We start from the raw sequence: 16,241 nt of genomic DNA, 5'->3' as shown, positions 1-16,241 counted from the left end.
AGTGAACAAACTAACTTTAGCTAATAAAAATATCGTAGTAGTAGGAATGGGCCTGACAGGCTTATCTTGCGTACGATTTTTATTGGCTAAAGGTGCACATGTTACTGCCATGGACAGCCGCAGTGAATTAACACTTAGCTTAGATATACCTTTATTTCTAGGTGAGTTGAATATTAGCAAGTTAACTCAAGCCGACTTAATAGTGCTAAGCCCAGGTGTCGATCTAAACACCCCAGCTATTCAAAATGCCCTAGAATCTGGTGTGCATGTGATTGGTGATATTGAATTATTTGCGCAGTTTAACACTTGTCCGGTAATTGCGATTACAGGTTCAAATGGCAAATCTACTGTTACTCGCCTTGTTGTAGATATGTGTAAAGCCGCAGGTAAAAAGGTGTTGATGGGCGGCAATATTGGCGTGCCTGTTTTGGATTTGTTAGAGCAATCGGCCGATGTGATTGTGCTTGAATTGTCGAGCTTTCAGTTAGAAACCACCTACTCTTTTAGGCCTTTTGTGGCAACGGTATTAAACATTACTGAAGATCACTTAGACCGCCATGGTGATTTGTCGACTTACCAGAAAATCAAACTCAAAGTGTATCAACATTGTCAATTTATGGTCTGTAATAGAGACGATATTCTGTCTTATCCAGTAAACGCAAAAGCAACCATAAGTTATGGGTTATCCAAAAGTGCGACTGGTTTTTCTTGGGATAATACTCAAGCCAGTATTTTGTATGACGGTAAGGTTTTCTTAGACAGCAAAAGTTGTCTGTTAGTGGGTGCTCACAACATGTTGAACATACAGGCTGCAGCTTCTTTAGCCAAAGTTTTTGGCTTAGATGACGGCAGCATCCGACAAGGTGCTCAAGCGTTCGGTGGATTAGCGCATCGATGTCAAACAGTCTCAAAGTATAATGATGTGTGCTGGATCAATGATTCTAAAGCGACAAATGTTGGTGCTACTTTAGCTGCAATTAATGGATTAGTTTCCAATATCCAAGGTAAATTGATTCTGATTGCTGGAGGTGACGGCAAAGGTGCAGACTTTTCTGTTATGCAACAGTGCTTAACGCAATCTGTAGGGCTACTCATAACCCTTGGTAAAGACGGCGATGAAATAGCGCGATTGCATGCAAACAACGTAAAAGTAAAGAGTATTGAAGAAGCTGTTGAAGTGGCGGCTAAACATAGCCAGGCAGGGGATGTAGTGTTGCTCTCACCAGCATGCGCCAGTTTAGATATGTTTGTTAGCTACCAACAACGGGGCGAATATTTTGCTCAAGCTGTGCAGGAGCTGGCAGCATGAGTGCAATGATTGAAACAAAAATGACATCTCTTAGACAATTGTTTGTGTCTAAACATGACAATACACATACTCCGATTCAAGCCAATATTCAGCCATATGATCACTCACTCATACTGTTAGCTATTTCTTTGTTAACCATAGGCTTAGTTGTAGTAACGTCCGCTTCAATGCCAGTGGCAGATAGGTTATTTGGCAATCCATTTCACTTTGCTATTCGCCATGGAATTTATATTGTGCTGGCGATGATATCAGCCATGATTGTTATGCAAATACCCATGCGCTGGTGGCGTATGAGTAATGTCTGGTTGTTACTTTTGGCCGTAGCTTTATTGATTTCAGTGTTAATCATAGGACGCACTGTTAATGGTAGTACTCGTTGGTTAGTGGTTGGCCCTATAACGATTCAGGCCGCCGAACCCGCTAAGTTGTTTTTCTTTTGTTATTTGGCTGGGTACCTTGTGCGCCGATACGAAGAAGTAACAGAAAATATAAAAGGTTTTATTAAACCCCTTGTCGTGTTTTTTGCCCTTGCCTTATTACTACTGTTACAACCTGACTTAGGTACTGTAGTGGTTATGTTATTCACCACTATTGGTTTGTTGTTTTTGGCTGGAGCTAAATTATGGCAGTTTTTCAGTTTAGCCATAGCTGGCACCTTGGCTGTAGTGTTGCTTATTGTGTTTGAAGAATACAGAGTCAGGCGTATTACTTCATTTTTAGACCCATGGGCTGACCCATTTGGTAGTGGTTATCAATTAACTCAATCATTGATGGCTTATGGCCGTGGAGATGTGTTTGGGCAAGGCTTAGGTAATAGTCTACAAAAATTAGAATATTTGCCCGAAGCACACACTGATTTTATTATGGCCATTTTAGCTGAAGAATTGGGTTTCGCTGGTGTTTTGAGCGTTTTGGTCATCATGTTGGTTATTGTCATGAAAGCCATGAAAATGGGCAATTTAGCCTTGCGTAAAGAACGTCCCTTTGAAGCTTATTTAGCTTATTCGATTGGTATTTGGTTTAGTTTACAAACAGCTGTCAACGTAGGTGCGAGTGCCGGTATTCTGCCCACTAAAGGGCTAACTTTTCCGTTATTAAGCTACGGTGGCTCAAGCATGATAGTGATGTCTATAGCAGTAGCAATTTTGGTGCGTATTGATTTTGAAATGCGAGTAGACGGTATACAAGCGATCAACAAATCAAGTGCCGCGAAAGGTAAAAAAAGAGCGTTAGTCAGTAAAGCTAAACAAAAAGTAAATTCTGCTTTGGAAAATGTAATTGAAGAGGCGCAGTTAGAGCCTTACCCAAGTTCAAAAGCAGGAGGCCTAAATGACTAAACGTTTACTCGTTATGGCTGGTGGAACCGGTGGGCATGTTTTTCCTGGTTTAGCGGTGGCTGCTGAATTGGCAGCGCAAAATTGGCAAATTCATTGGTTAGGCACGGCTGGACGTATGGAGGCTCAAATAGTCCCACAAGCTGGTTATCCTATCAGTTTTATTGATGTAGTAGGTGTGCGTAAAAATGGCATTGGTACTTTGTTATTGGCACCGTTTAAGATTATTAAAGCAACTATACAAGCACATAAGGTGATTAAACAATTTCAACCTCATGTTGTTATCGGTATGGGGGGCTTTGCCAGTGGACCAGGCGGTGTAGCTGCATGGTTGAATGGTTTACCTTTAATTTTACATGAACAAAATGCAGTACCCGGGTTAACTAATAAACTGTTATCGCGTATTGCTAGGAAAGTCTTTACTGGCTTTGATAAAACTTTTCCTGAACAACAATTAGGGGAAAATCCTAAATATACGTGGGTCGGTAATCCAGTACGTCAAGAGTTTGCAGAATTACCAGTTAAAACAAGTGTTGATTTACCGCTCAATTTGCTTGTTATTGGCGGTAGTTTGGGTGCACAAGTGTTAAATGAAAACATACCTTTGGCATTGGTTGACATAAAACAAGTCAATGTACGACATCAAACAGGAGCTGGTCATTTAGCCAGTGTAAAGTATACATACACTCAACAAGCAATTGCAGAAAATACTTATCAAATTACAGAGTTTATTGATGATATTCCCGCAGCTTATGCTTGGGCCGATCTGGTCATTTGCCGAGCTGGCGCATTAACTGTAGCTGAAGTGGCGGCAGCGGGGGTCGCGGCAATATTTGTACCTTTGCCTTATGCGGTTGACGACCACCAAACTAAAAACGCCCAGTCTTTGGCAAACGTGCATGCGGCACGTTTATTACCTCAAAGTGAACTTACAGTTCACAAGTTACACACACTAATACAAGAATATGTGCAATCGCCAAGCACATTAATAGACATGGGCAAACGTGCTAAAACCGTTGCTCGTTTGGATGCTGCAAAACAAGTCGCGCATTGTTGTATTGAATTTAGCGAGAAAGCAGCATGAATATAGAAACACCAGCTCATTATCACGTACCCGAAATGCGTAGAATTAAACATATTCATTTTGTCGGGATAGGTGGTGCAGGCATGGGCGGCATTGCCGAAGTATTACTGAATGAAGGTTATGCTATTTCAGGCTCTGATCGTCAGGCCAATGGCATGACAGAAAGATTACAGAATTTAGGGGCGACTATTTATTTTGGACATCTAGCCAGTAATATTGAGCTGGCAAATGTAGTGGTTGTGTCGAGTGCCATTGACCATAGTAACCCCGAAATAAGCGCCGCTAATGAGAAGCGTATTCCGGTTATACGCCGTGCCGAAATGTTGGCGGAATTGATGCGTTTTCGCCATGGTATTGCTGTCGCAGGCACCCATGGAAAAACAACTACTACTAGTCTCATTTCAACTATTTTCGCCGAGGCTAAACTAGATCCTACTTTTGTGATTGGTGGTTTGTTAAATAGTGCCGGCACCAATGCTCGACTAGGCGATAGCCAATATCTCATCGCCGAAGCGGATGAAAGTGATGCTTCTTTTGTGCATCTGCAACCTATGGTGTCTGTGGTAACCAACATCGAAGCAGATCATATGGAAACCTATCAAGGTGACTTCCAAAAGATGCAGGATACCTATATTGATTTTCTGCACAACTTACCTTTTTACGGTTTGGCAGTATTGTGTATTGATGATCCCGTTATTCAAAAGCTGTTGCCAAGGGTCGGTCGTAAATATATCACCTATGGTGTTTCTGAGACGGCGGATGTGCGCGCTGTAAATATCCAATTAGGTTTTAATCAAAGTACCTTTGATGTGTTGCGTGAAAACTTACCTGCACTAACTATTACGGTTAATATTCCAGGACATCACAATGTACTGAATTCTTTGGCAGCTATCGCAGTAGCGACTGATGAAGGGCTAGAAGACGAATATATTGTGAAAGCCCTAGCAGGATTTTCAGGTATCGGTAGGCGTTTCGAATTTTTAGGCGATTATGCAACGTCTAAAGGCCAAGCGATTTTAATAGATGACTATGGACATCACCCAACAGAGGTGGCAGCAACTATAGCTGTAGCAAAAAACAATTGGCCTGATAGGCGTTTAGTCATGGCCTATCAACCACATCGTTTTACTCGTACCCGAGACTTATATGAAGATTTTGTAAAAGTGCTGTCGCAGGTCGATGTGTTGTTATTACTAGAAGTGTATTCCGCTGGAGAAGAGCCCATTGATGGAGCGGATAGTCGTTCACTTTGCCGTTCTATTCGTCAACGTGGGCAACTTGAGCCTATTTATGTATCAGACATTTCTGAATTGCCTAAATTGTTAGCTGAAAGTCTAAACGATCAAGATATTGTGCTGACTCAAGGGGCAGGCAATATTGGCCAAATCGCCCAGTTTTTGCAAACAAACAAATTAGAACCAGCATTATTAAGTAAAGGGTTAGAGACTTGAGTGAACAGCATTTAACATCTGCTAATTTAGATTCCCATCATTATGGCAAAGTCGCTGTGATGTATGGTGGTACATCAGCTGAAAGAGAAGTGTCTCTTAATTCAGGTAAAGCGGTATTGTCTGGGCTGCTTGCTATGGGTGTGGATGCACACGCTTTCGACCCGTCAGAGCACCCATTAACTGATTTGTTAGCTGAAAAATTCGAGCGGGTTGTGATTATGCTGCATGGCCGAGGGGGGGAAGATGGTTCATTGCAAGGCGCACTGCAACAGCTTAATTTGCCTTACTCAGGAACCGGCGTATTAGGTTCTGCGTTATGTATGGATAAGATCCGTAGCAAGCAGGTATGGCAGAGTTTAGGCTTACCAACAGCAAAATATAAAATAGCTGATAAAAGAAGCTTTGATGCGGGATCATGCGAGGCTATAATGGCCGACTTGGGGAATGAGGTAATGGTCAAACCTGCGCAGGAGGGGTCCAGCATAGGTATGGCCAAAGTGAATAGTGCGCTACAACTAGAAACTGCCATTAAAGACGCATTCAAATATGATGATAAAGTCTTGATAGAGCAGTTCGTTCATGGTTCTGAATATACCGTTAGCATATTGAATGGCAGTGCTTTGCCATCTATCAGTATGTCCACTCCCCGTGATTTTTATGATTACACTGCAAAATACCAAGCAGATAGTACTGTATATAGCTGCCCTAGTGGTTTGCCTGATAAACAAGAAGCTCAGCTGAGTGAATTAGCGCTTGAGGCTTTTGATGCTTTGGCAGGATCAGGCTGGGGCCGCGTGGATTTTATGCAGGATAAGTTAGGTCGCTTTTATTTATTAGAAGCGAATACCGTGCCTGGTATGACTGAAAAAAGTTTGGTGCCATTGGCAGCAAAGCAGTCCGGAATGAGCTTTGCTGAGTTGTCTTTAGCTGTGCTTAAGACTACCGAGGTTTGCAGATGAGTGAAGTGGCAGCTTTAGATAAACCACGTAAAAGTTCGCATTTTTTTATGGGACTGGCGTTTTTTGTCTGTTTATTGCTGCTTTTAGTATTTGCTGTGGCTAAATTGAATGCTTGGTTGGAAGATGAACAACAAGCACCTGTACAGGACATTGTGGTTTCTGGGGATAGAGTAGTTATTGATGATCAACAGATAGTCGCGTTGATCAAACAATCACAACCGGGCAGTTTTTTTGAGTTAGATGTAAATCAAACTCACCAAACGGTTGAAGCTATGCCATGGGTATATCGAGCGTCCGTTAGAAAGCGCTGGCCAAGTGGTTTAGAAATTTTTGTGGTTGAGCAACAGCCGGCGGCTATTTGGAACGGGGATATGCTACTAAACCAATACGGTGATGCGTTTGACGCGCAAATTAGTGCTGTTGATTTAAATTCAAAAATAACCCTACCTAATTTATATGGACCGGGTGGCAGCGAACAGACTGCCTTGCAGGGTTACCGTAATATGCAATCGTTATTAGAAACGTCAAATTTGTATATTGTGGAAATGTTTTTAAGTGAGCGTTTTGCTTGGAATGTTCAGTTAAATAATGGCATTAAATTGAATTTAGGCCGCACTGAGTTTATTGGCCGATTACAGCGATTTGTGGATTTATTGCCGCTTATTTCGCAGCAAGACCGACAAGTCGATTATGTTGACTTGCGTTACGACACAGGATTAGCCGTAGGTTGGAAGACCTTAGATAAAGCAGCATAAACTGGACCAGTATAATAACTGGATAAAAGAGATAAAATTAACGTGAGTGTGATGATAGTGAGAGCGGGACAATATGTCTAAGGGTACAGAAAGAAAGCTAATTGTTGGCTTAGACATTGGCACCAGCAATGTGAAAGCCGTAGTTGGTGAGTTGTTACATGACAACTCCATTAGCATTGTGGGTGTAGGTAGTCATGCGTCTAAAGGTATGGATAAGGGAGGCGTAAACGACCTCAACCTTGTGGTGCAATCAGTTAAACGTGCGGTGCACGAAATGGAACTGATGGCAGACTGCAGTGTTTCTTCTGTGTTTATGGCGATTTCTGGTCGCCATGTAAAGTGCCAAAACGAAAGTGGCATGGTGCCGATTAATAATCAGGAAGTGACGCAGGAAGATGTAGACAATGTAGTACATGCTGCGCGATCTGTACCTATCGCTGCTGAGCGTCGTTTGTTACACGTATTACCCCAAGAATTTACTATTGATGTACAAGAAGGCATTAAAAATCCGATTGGAATGTCCGGCGTCAGAATGGAAGCGCAAGCGCACATTATTACTTGTGCCGATGACATGGCCAAGAATTTGGTTAAATGTGTTGAACGTTGTGAATTAACTGCTGACCAATTAATTTTTTCAGCCCTGGCGTCTAGTTATGCCGTGTTAACCGATGATGAAAAAGAATTAGGTGTATGCGTAGTGGATATCGGTGGCGGTACTATCGATATGGTTATCTACACTGATGGTGCTATTCGGCATACTGCGGTTATTCCCGCAGCAGGTAATCAGATTACCAGTGATATCGCCAAAATATTCCGTACTCCTATCAGTCATGCTGAAGAGATTAAAATTAACTATGCCTGTGCCTTAAAAGACATGGTCAGCATGGAAGAAAATATTGAAGTGCATAGTGTGGGAGGTAGGCCTTCTAGAGCCATGTCTAGACATACATTGGCAGAGGTTATTGAGCCACGTTACCAAGAGTTATTTGAATTGGTGCATGACGAAATACGTGGCAGTGGATTAGAAGAACAAATTGCCGCGGGCATAGTATTAACCGGTGGCACAGCAAAAATGGAAGGGGCAGTTGAGTTTGCTGAAGAAATCTTCCAAATGCCTGTTCGCGTTGGTGACCCCTTAGGAATGAAAGGGTTATCTGAATACGTCGAAGATGCCAAATTTGCAACAGCAGTAGGTTTACTGCAATACGGAAAAGAACATGTCATCAGTCAGCTTGCTTCGAAAAATAAGGCAAGTGATGGTGTATGGCAAAGGATTCAAAGTTGGTTCAAGGGTGAGTTCTAAGAATTGGTCTTTAAACACATACTTTAAACGATAAAAAAAAATGGGCAGCAGGCAAGGATGAATTCCTGACTGCTTTTATGTACAAACCGGAGAGTAAAAATGTTTGAGTTAATGGATAGTCATAGCGAAGAAGCAGTCATCAAAGTTATTGGCGTTGGTGGTGGTGGCGGTAATGCAATTGAGCACATGGTGGCACAGAATATTGAAGGGGTAGAATTTATCGCCATCAATACTGATGCGCAGGTGTTGCGTAGTTCTTCGGCAAACGTCACGTTGCAAATTGGTTCTGGTGTAACTAAAGGTTTAGGCGCAGGTGCTAATCCAAATATCGGTCGCCAAGCAGCAGAAGAAGACAGAGAAACTATACGTCAAAGCCTTGAAGGCGCTGACATGGTATTTATCACAGCTGGTATGGGTGGTGGTACAGGCACAGGCGCTGCGCCAGAAGTGGCCAAAGTCGCCAAAGAGCTAGGTATTTTGACCGTAGCTGTTGTGACTAAACCTTTCCCATTTGAAGGCAGAAAACGCACAGACTTTGCTGATCAAGGCATAGAAGAGTTATCAAAATATGTTGATTCTTTGATTACCATCCCGAATGAAAAATTACTCAAAGTGATGGGTAAAGGCACGCCATTGTTACAAGCTTTTAGTGCGGCTAACGATATATTAAGTGGTGCTGTACAAGGTATTGCAGAACTTATTACGCGTCCTGGTTTAATTAACGTGGATTTCGCCGATGTAAGAACCGTTATGTCTGAAATGGGTACCGCAATGATGGGCCATGGCAGTGCATCGGGTGAAGATCGTGCTGAAGAAGCGTCTGAAAGTGCTATTGCTTGTCCTTTATTAGAAGATATCGATTTGTCTGGTGCTAGAGGTATTTTGGTCAATATCACTGCAGGCCCAGACTTCTCCATTGATGAGTTTGAAACTGTGGGTAATGCTGTTAAAGCCTTTGCTTCTGAAAACGCCACTGTTGTTGTGGGTACCGTTATCGACATGGAAATGAGCGACGAGTTGCGCGTAACCGTTGTCGCTACAGGTATTGGCGCTGAAAAGAAACCAGACATCTCTTTGGTCTCAAATAGAGCAAGTAAGGTAATTGCCGATACTAACGAGTTCAAACTGCAAGCTAACGGCTCTAACGTGATGCCTAGTGCTAGTGTGATGCCTGAATCAGCAAAAACCGTAGTGAACGAAGAAAAAGTAGAGCAAGGAAATGATTTGGAATATTTAGATATTCCGGCATTTTTACGTAAACAAGCTGACTAGTTATTAAAATGAATTATTTTGTATTGAAACAGTCTATTGAGTGGTCAAGGTGAATCACTATGTTAAATCTGACAGTTTTTTGACAATGCTAAGTGTTTTAAGTACTATACGCGCCGCTTTTTATACCGTTATGAGCTATTGAACTAAAGGTTATGATTAAACAACGCACCATCAAACAATCTGTCCAAGAGACAGGGATTGGACTGCATAAAGGTGACAAGGTCACTATGACTCTCCGGCCAGCGCCTGCGAATACTGGAATTGTATTTCGCCGCATTGATCTTGAGCCTTATGCTGATATTCCCGCTCGCGCAGATGCGGTAGGCGATACTATGCTGTGTACATGCATTAGTAATGCTGATGGTGCGACAATTTCTACTGTGGAACACTTAGCGTCAGCTTTAGCTGGATTAGGTATCGATAATATTATTGTAGAAGTGGACAGCGATGAGTTACCTATCATGGATGGTAGTGCGAGTCCGTTTATCTTTTTGTTGCAATCAGCTGGCATTGAAGAAATTAATGCACCCAAACAGTTTATAAAAATTAAACAATCCATCAAGGTAGAAGACGGCGATAAATGGGCCGAGCTTCGTCCTTATGATGGTTTTAGGGTTGATTTTAGGATCGATTTTGAACATCCCGTCATCAGTCAAACTCGCCAACATATGGTGCTAGATTTTGACTCTTCTTCTTATGTAGATGAAGTCAGTCGTGCGCGTACATTTGGATTTATGAAAGATCTTGAATATATGAACTCGCACAATTTAGCCTTGGGTGGCAGCATGGAAAATGCTGTGGCGTTAGATGAATATCGCGTGTTAAATCCTGAAGGATTGCGTTATGCGGATGAATTTTTAAAACACAAAATACTCGATGCAATCGGTGACTTATATTTAGGTGGTCACAGTATCATTGGTGAACTAGTGGCATATAAGACAGGCCATGGTTTAAACAACAAATTACTCAATGCTATGTTGCAAAACAAAGAATGTTGGGAATTTGTGAGTTACGACACACCAGAAGAAATGCCTATTCGTTTTGCATCAGCATTACTCACACACTAATCGTTTTTCGTTCGACTCTAGGGTTTTACCTAGACGATTAATATTTTTGTAAACTTATCAATAATATTTGGCGCAGCTGTATGATACTCTGCTAGTACAAATACCAATATTTAATGTATTAATCTTAACCTTTTGATTTGAAGCCAATTAAAGTATCCCAAACAGGGAACCGATACGTATAAAAAATCAACAGTATGTTGTGATTAGTATAACTTGAAATGCTGTTAGTTTAGGTGTTAGTGAATTAAGCTTAACGGTATATTGAGTCCATGTTGAAAAGGCAGTCAATAGTAATGACATTAACGTTACTCTTTAAAAGTAATAAAGCACGTTTTGTGCTAAACATAAATAAGCAAAAATTGCTGTTATCGCTATTAGTGATAAGCGGTTTTTTTCTTGTTTCCAGCCGTTCTACCCACTCCCCAGAAGAAAACATTGCTAGGATCCAGCATGCTAAATCGGGGTTAGAACAACAAGCCAGCGAAGTCGACTTACTTAAAACATCTACAGAGCAACGCATGACTGGCATGATGCTTAAGTTGGCAGATATGCAGAGTCAAATTCAACGCTTAGATGCGTTAGGGTCTAGATTGGTAGAACAAGCAAACCTCAACCCAGATGAATTTAGTTTTAATCAAATACCCGCTATGGGCGGTCCTGCCGACAACAGCCCAGTAGAAATTCAAGTGCAAGATGAGCTGTTATCGAAAATGACCGATATGCTTGAAAAAATACAAAATAAAGCACAAGAACTTACCGCCCTTGAATCTATCATGTTAAGTCACCATATAAATCAAGAGAGCAGATTAGAGGGTAAACCTATATCCTCTGGTTGGTTATCTTCTTACTATGGAATACGTAAAGACCCATTTAGTGGTTTGCCTGCAATGCATAAAGGCCTTGATTTTGCAGGAAAAGAAGGTGAACCCGTTCTGGCAACAGGTGCAGGTATTATCACATGGTCTGGTACTCGTTATGGTTATGGCGAGTTAGTCGAAATCGATCATGGTAATGGGTTAGTCACGCGTTACGGGCACAATAAAGAACTTAATGTTAAGATTGGTGACGTGGTAACGAAAGGGCAAAGTATTGCTGTAATGGGTAATACGGGGCGCTCTACCGGAGCCCATGTGCATTATGAGGTGATACAAAAAGGTAAACAGCAAGATCCGTTGCCTTACGTATATCGAAAAAGCTCCTAGCATTTTGCGGGTGCATAAATTTATTATCGACAATCGGCTCTATGAGCCGATTGTTTTATTTTAGTACAGGGTTTGTTCATAAATTGTTGGTAAATTTGTGTACAAGTAAAATTATTAATCCTTTAGATTGGAAGCTGTAAATCGATGTTTTCTAGTATTTTCACCAAAATTTTTGGCAGCCGTAACGACCGTACTATCAAAAAGCTCGGCAAGTCTGTTGTCCTTATCAATCAGCTAGAAACTGAATACGAAGCCTTAACTGATGAGCAACTTAAGGATAAAACGAGCGAATTTAGACAACGCTTAGAAAAAGAGCAGACCACAGAAGATATTATGGTTGAAGCTTTTGCTGTTGTGCGTGAAGCGAGTAAACGAGTATTTGGAATGCGTCACTTTGATGTACAAATGCTTGGGGGGCAAGTGTTACACCAAGGTGAAATTGCTGAAATGCGCACAGGGGAAGGTAAAACATTGACCTCAACCTTGCCTTCCTACCTAAATGCGATATCTGGTAAAGGTGTGCATGTTATTACCGTTAATGACTACTTAGCCAGTCGTGATGCCGATTGGAGTCGGCCGTTATTCGAATTTTTAGGCTTAACGGTAGGTTGTAATATTCCCGGTATGAATCATGAGCAGAAAAAAGAAGCTTATGCAGCCGATATTACCTACGGAACAAATAACGAATTTGGTTTCGATTATTTAAGAGACAACATGGCGTTTAGTCCGGGCGATCGTGTTCAAAAAGCCTTACATTTTGCGGTAATTGATGAAGTTGACTCAATACTAATCGATGAAGCGCGTACACCTTTGATTATTTCTGGACAAGCTGAAGATAGCTCTGAGTTATACCGTAAAATTAACGTCATTATTCCTGAGCTCGTCAAGCAAGAAAAAGAAGATGAAGAAGGTGAAGCAGGCGACGGTCACTACACCATTGATGAAAAAGGTAAACAAATCCACTTGACAGAAAATGGTCAAATATTTGTAGAGCAAGTTTTACAGCGAGAAGGCATTTTACCAGAAGAGGAATCTTTGTTTGCAGCGGCCAATATTTCATTATTGCATCATGTTAATGCAGCACTGCGAGCACACAAACTTTTTGCCAGAGATGTGGATTATATTGTTAAGGATAACGAAATTGTTATCGTTGATGAGCATACTGGACGGACCATGGAGGGACGTCGTTGGTCGGAAGGTTTACATCAAGCTGTAGAAGCTAAAGAAGGTGTCAATATACAGAATGAAAACCAAACCTTAGCCTCTATTACCTTCCAGAATTATTTCCGTTTGTACGACAAACTTTCTGGTATGACAGGTACAGCTGATACTGAAGCGTTCGAATTTCAAAGTATTTACGGTTTAGATACAGTTGTTATCCCCACTAATAAACCTATGGTACGTATTGATAAGGCCGACTTGATATTTTTGACCGCTGAAGAGAAATACGAAGCGATTGTTGAAGATATAAAAGATTGTGTCAAACGCGGTCAACCAGCGTTGGTGGGGACAGTATCCATTGAAAATTCGGAACTGATTTCAGGGATCCTGAAAAAAGCAAAAATACCGCACAAAGTATTGAATGCCAAATTTCACGAACAAGAAGCGGACATTGTTTCACAGGCCGGTAAACCTGGTGCCATTACTATTGCTACGAATATGGCAGGCCGTGGAACTGATATCGTTTTAGGTGGTAATTGGCAGGCTGAATTGGACAAAATTAACGATCCTAAACCCGCTAAAGTAGAAAAGATTAAAGAAGAATGGAAAGTCGCTCATGATGCTGTACTCGCATCGGGTGGTTTGCATATTATCGGCACAGAACGTCATGAGTCACGCCGAATCGATAATCAGCTACGTGGCCGCTCAGGTCGTCAAGGTGATGCTGGTTCTTCACGTTTTTACTTGTCATTAGATGACGCGTTAATGCGTATATTTGCCTCGGAAAAAATGGGCAATATGATGAAGCGTTTAGGTATGGAGCGCGGCGAAGCGATTGAACACCCTTGGGTTACACGTGCGATTGAAAACGCGCAGCGTAAAGTTGAAGGTCGAAACTTCGATATGCGTAAACAATTGCTCGAATATGATGATGTGGCAAATGATCAACGTAAGGTTATTTACGAGCAACGTAATGAATTATTAGATGAAGGCGAAATCAGCGAAACAATTGAAGTCATTCGTGAAGACGTGGTAAATGGAATTCTAGACCAGTATATTCCTCCACAATCATTAGAGGAAATGTGGGATATCGCTGGGTTAGAAGAACGATTTAAAGCCGAGTTTTTAACTGACATGCCTGTACAACAATGGTTGGATGAAGACGATAAATTGTACGAAGAAAAACTTCGAGAGCGCGTGTTGGCAGAAGTATCTGCAGCCTATAAAGCGAAAGAAGAAATTGTTGGTCCACAAGTCATAAAACAATTTGAAAAAGCCGTCATGTTGCAAAACCTAGACAGTCATTGGAAAGAACATTTGGCTGCTATGGATCATCTTCGTCAAGGTATTCACTTGCGTAGTTATGGGCAAAAAAATCCTAAGCAAGAATATAAACGCGAGTCTTTTGAGCTGTTTTCTGAGATGTTAGAAGCACTAAAAGTTGAAGTGGTCACTATCTTAAGTAAAGTTCAGGTTAAAGCACAGGAAGATGTCGAAGCTGTTGAAGAGCAAAGACGTCAGGCTGATGAAACGCCAAAGAACTTTGAGCACGAATCAGCAAGCGAACCAGAACAACCTAAAAAGGTATTACGTGAAGGTCCCAAGGTAGGTCGAAATGACGCTTGTCCTTGTGGCTCAGGTAAAAAGTATAAACAGTGTCATGGTAAATTGAGTTAATTCATACTTACTAAATGACAATGAAAAAGTCGGACTTATGTCCGACTTTTTAGTTTATGGAAAGTGGTATTGGAGAGACTCAAATGAAAGTAGTTGAAGTGGCTGTTGGTGTAATCAAACAAGGTAATAAAATCTACATCAGCAAACGAGCAGATAACTTACACCAAGGTGGAAAATGGGAATTTCCTGGTGGTAAGCGTGAAGCTAATGAAACGATTGAACAAGCATTATCTAGAGAGTTATCAGAAGAAATTGGCATACAGGTAACTAAGCAAAGTCAGTTTATGCTGATTGAACATGACTATGGTGACAAAAAGGTACGCTTAGATGTACGCTTAGTAGAAGAGTTTGAAGGCCAAGCAAGTCACCAAGAAGGCCAACAAAGTCAATGGATGGAGATCGCTAACCTAAGTCAATTTACCTTTCCAGAAGCTAACCAAGTGATTATTGATAAATTAGTTAGTTTATTTATTGAAACTAAATAGTGTCAACTAACCAAAATTCGAAGACATCACTGCGATGTCTTCTTTTTGAATAAGTTAATAATCAGTATTACAATTTAACGATTAACTTACCTTTATTGCCACCCCTTAATAATAGATTTAAGCCATCAATAGCTGACTCTAATCCATTTAATACATGTGCACGGTGTTTGATTTTACCTTGCATGACATAAGGGGTGAGTTTACCAATTAGCTCAGGTAGCTGACCAAAGTGGTCTGGCATAGCAAAACCTTGAATAGTAATACGTTTTTTGATGATCGGTATCCAATTTGGACCGGCGCTAGGCGTATCAGCGGTATAATCAGAAATCATACCGCACACCACTGCTCTACCATGGGCATTCATATGATTGATAACGTGATGTTGGATAGGGCCTCCAGTATTTTCAAAGTAAATATCTACACCCTTAGGAGCTAGCTGAGATAACTTTGCATCAATATCATCTGTTTTGTAATTAATCGCACCATCAAAACCCAACTCATTGACTATCCAGTCACACTTTTCATCAGAGCCTGCAACACCCACCACGTTTAGCCCTTCTGCTTTGGCTAACTGGCCTACAATAGAACCTACTGATCCCGCTGCACCACTTACTACTATGGTTTCACCCGCTTTAGGTTTACCAAAACCGAATAAACCTTGAGTTGCCGTTAAACCGGGTAAAGCAAATACGGATAAAACCATTTCAGGGTCTAAACCTGGCTGCACTTTTCTAAGGCCTTCACCCGTGCTCAATAGGTACTCAGTCCATCCCGTCATACCCATGACACGTTCACCAACAGTAAAGTCGGGGTGATTACTCTCTACTACTTCTCCTATGCCAGAAGAGCGCATCACTTCGCCTAAACCAACAGGAGGAATATAACTTTCTGGATCAGGGCTCATCCAACCCACCATCGCTGGATCTAGTGACATATGGGTTTGTTTAACTAAAATTTGCCCAGGACCAACACTAGGCATTGGTTTTTGCACGACTTCAAAAAGTTCTGCTCCTATAGGGCCAGGGGCAGGTCGGGCAACTAGATTAATAGCGGTAAATGTACTCATATTTAGAACTCCAATGTGTGATTACTATTAAGAATATGATCTAAGTGCAGCTAGTATTGCTAAATAAAATAGCAAAATATATAGCCGAAAAACGCTATCTTTATTGTTAAAAAGAC

General features: G+C 41.3%; 13 protein-coding genes. 12 read left to right on the top strand and 1 reads right to left on the bottom strand.

Features of this window, described 5'->3' with window-relative positions; genetic code table 11:
• The first annotated feature begins 1 nt into the window (after window position 1).
• The 12 genes from murD to mutT all read left to right on the top strand — a co-directional run bounded on the left by murD (window position 2) and on the right by mutT (window position 15,059).
• A complete protein-coding gene (gene murD, locus QZ488_RS07045; RefSeq protein ID WP_293747127.1) occupies window positions 2–1,309 on the top strand; it encodes a UDP-N-acetylmuramoyl-L-alanine--D-glutamate ligase in 1,308 nt (435 codons plus the stop codon).
• Window positions 1,306–2,646, top strand: a complete 1,341-nt coding sequence (gene ftsW, locus QZ488_RS07040; protein ID WP_293747126.1) for a cell division protein FtsW — start codon at window positions 1,306–1,308, stop codon at window positions 2,644–2,646. The genes murD and ftsW overlap by 4 nt, the downstream gene beginning before the upstream one ends.
• Window positions 2,639–3,727 carry an undecaprenyldiphospho-muramoylpentapeptide beta-N-acetylglucosaminyltransferase gene (murG, locus tag QZ488_RS07035; protein ID WP_293747125.1) on the top strand — a complete coding sequence of 363 codons (1,089 nt, stop codon included), beginning with the start codon at window positions 2,639–2,641 and terminating at the stop codon, window positions 3,725–3,727. The genes ftsW and murG overlap by 8 nt, the downstream gene beginning before the upstream one ends.
• Window positions 3,724–5,178 carry a UDP-N-acetylmuramate--L-alanine ligase gene (murC, locus tag QZ488_RS07030; protein WP_293747124.1) on the top strand — a complete coding sequence of 485 codons (1,455 nt, stop codon included), beginning with the start codon at window positions 3,724–3,726 and terminating at the stop codon, window positions 5,176–5,178. The genes murG and murC overlap by 4 nt, the downstream gene beginning before the upstream one ends.
• Window positions 5,175–6,137: a D-alanine--D-alanine ligase gene (locus QZ488_RS07025; protein ID WP_293747123.1), complete on the top strand. Its 963-nt coding sequence runs from the start codon at window positions 5,175–5,177 to the stop codon at window positions 6,135–6,137. Before murC ends, QZ488_RS07025 begins: the two co-directional genes overlap by 4 nt.
• Entirely contained in the window at window positions 6,134–6,892 is a 759-nt protein-coding gene (locus QZ488_RS07020) for a cell division protein FtsQ/DivIB (RefSeq protein ID WP_293747122.1), read from the top strand. Before QZ488_RS07025 ends, QZ488_RS07020 begins: the two co-directional genes overlap by 4 nt.
• A 73-nt stretch (window positions 6,893–6,965) precedes the next feature.
• Window positions 6,966–8,195, top strand: coding sequence for a cell division protein FtsA (ftsA, locus tag QZ488_RS07015; protein WP_293747121.1), 1,230 nt, complete (start codon window positions 6,966–6,968; stop codon window positions 8,193–8,195).
• Window positions 8,196–8,294: 99 nt separating this feature from the next.
• Window positions 8,295–9,467, top strand: a complete 1,173-nt coding sequence (ftsZ, locus tag QZ488_RS07010; RefSeq protein ID WP_293747120.1) for a cell division protein FtsZ — start codon at window positions 8,295–8,297, stop codon at window positions 9,465–9,467.
• A 152-nt stretch (window positions 9,468–9,619) separates the two neighbouring features.
• The gene (lpxC, locus tag QZ488_RS07005; protein WP_293747119.1) at window positions 9,620–10,534 is read left to right on the top strand and encodes a UDP-3-O-acyl-N-acetylglucosamine deacetylase; all 915 of its coding nucleotides are present in this window, start codon (window positions 9,620–9,622) and stop codon (window positions 10,532–10,534) included.
• A 293-nt stretch (window positions 10,535–10,827) separates the two neighbouring features.
• A complete protein-coding gene (locus tag QZ488_RS07000; protein WP_293747118.1) occupies window positions 10,828–11,736 on the top strand; it encodes a M23 family metallopeptidase in 909 nt (302 codons plus the stop codon).
• Between the two features lie 144 nt (window positions 11,737–11,880).
• Window positions 11,881–14,574, top strand: a complete 2,694-nt coding sequence (secA, locus tag QZ488_RS06995) for a preprotein translocase subunit SecA (RefSeq protein WP_293747117.1) — start codon at window positions 11,881–11,883, stop codon at window positions 14,572–14,574.
• An 83-nt stretch (window positions 14,575–14,657) separates the two neighbouring features.
• Complete coding sequence (gene mutT, locus QZ488_RS06990) at window positions 14,658–15,059, top strand: 8-oxo-dGTP diphosphatase MutT (protein WP_293747116.1); 402 nt, start codon at window positions 14,658–14,660, stop codon at window positions 15,057–15,059.
• Window positions 15,060–15,126: 67 nt separating this feature from the next.
• Here the strand turns inward: mutT and QZ488_RS06985 are convergent, their stop codons facing one another.
• Complete coding sequence (locus QZ488_RS06985) at window positions 15,127–16,125, bottom strand: NADP-dependent oxidoreductase (RefSeq protein WP_293747115.1); 999 nt, start codon at window positions 16,123–16,125, stop codon at window positions 15,127–15,129.
• Window positions 16,126–16,241: the final 116 nt, after the last annotated feature.

It is taken from the genome of uncultured Paraglaciecola sp., from assembly GCF_913020055.1.
Taxonomy (GTDB): domain Bacteria; phylum Pseudomonadota; class Gammaproteobacteria; order Enterobacterales; family Alteromonadaceae; genus Paraglaciecola.
The sequence above is the reverse complement of the archived record's forward strand: the minus strand, read 5'-3'. Positions and strand labels throughout refer to the sequence as shown.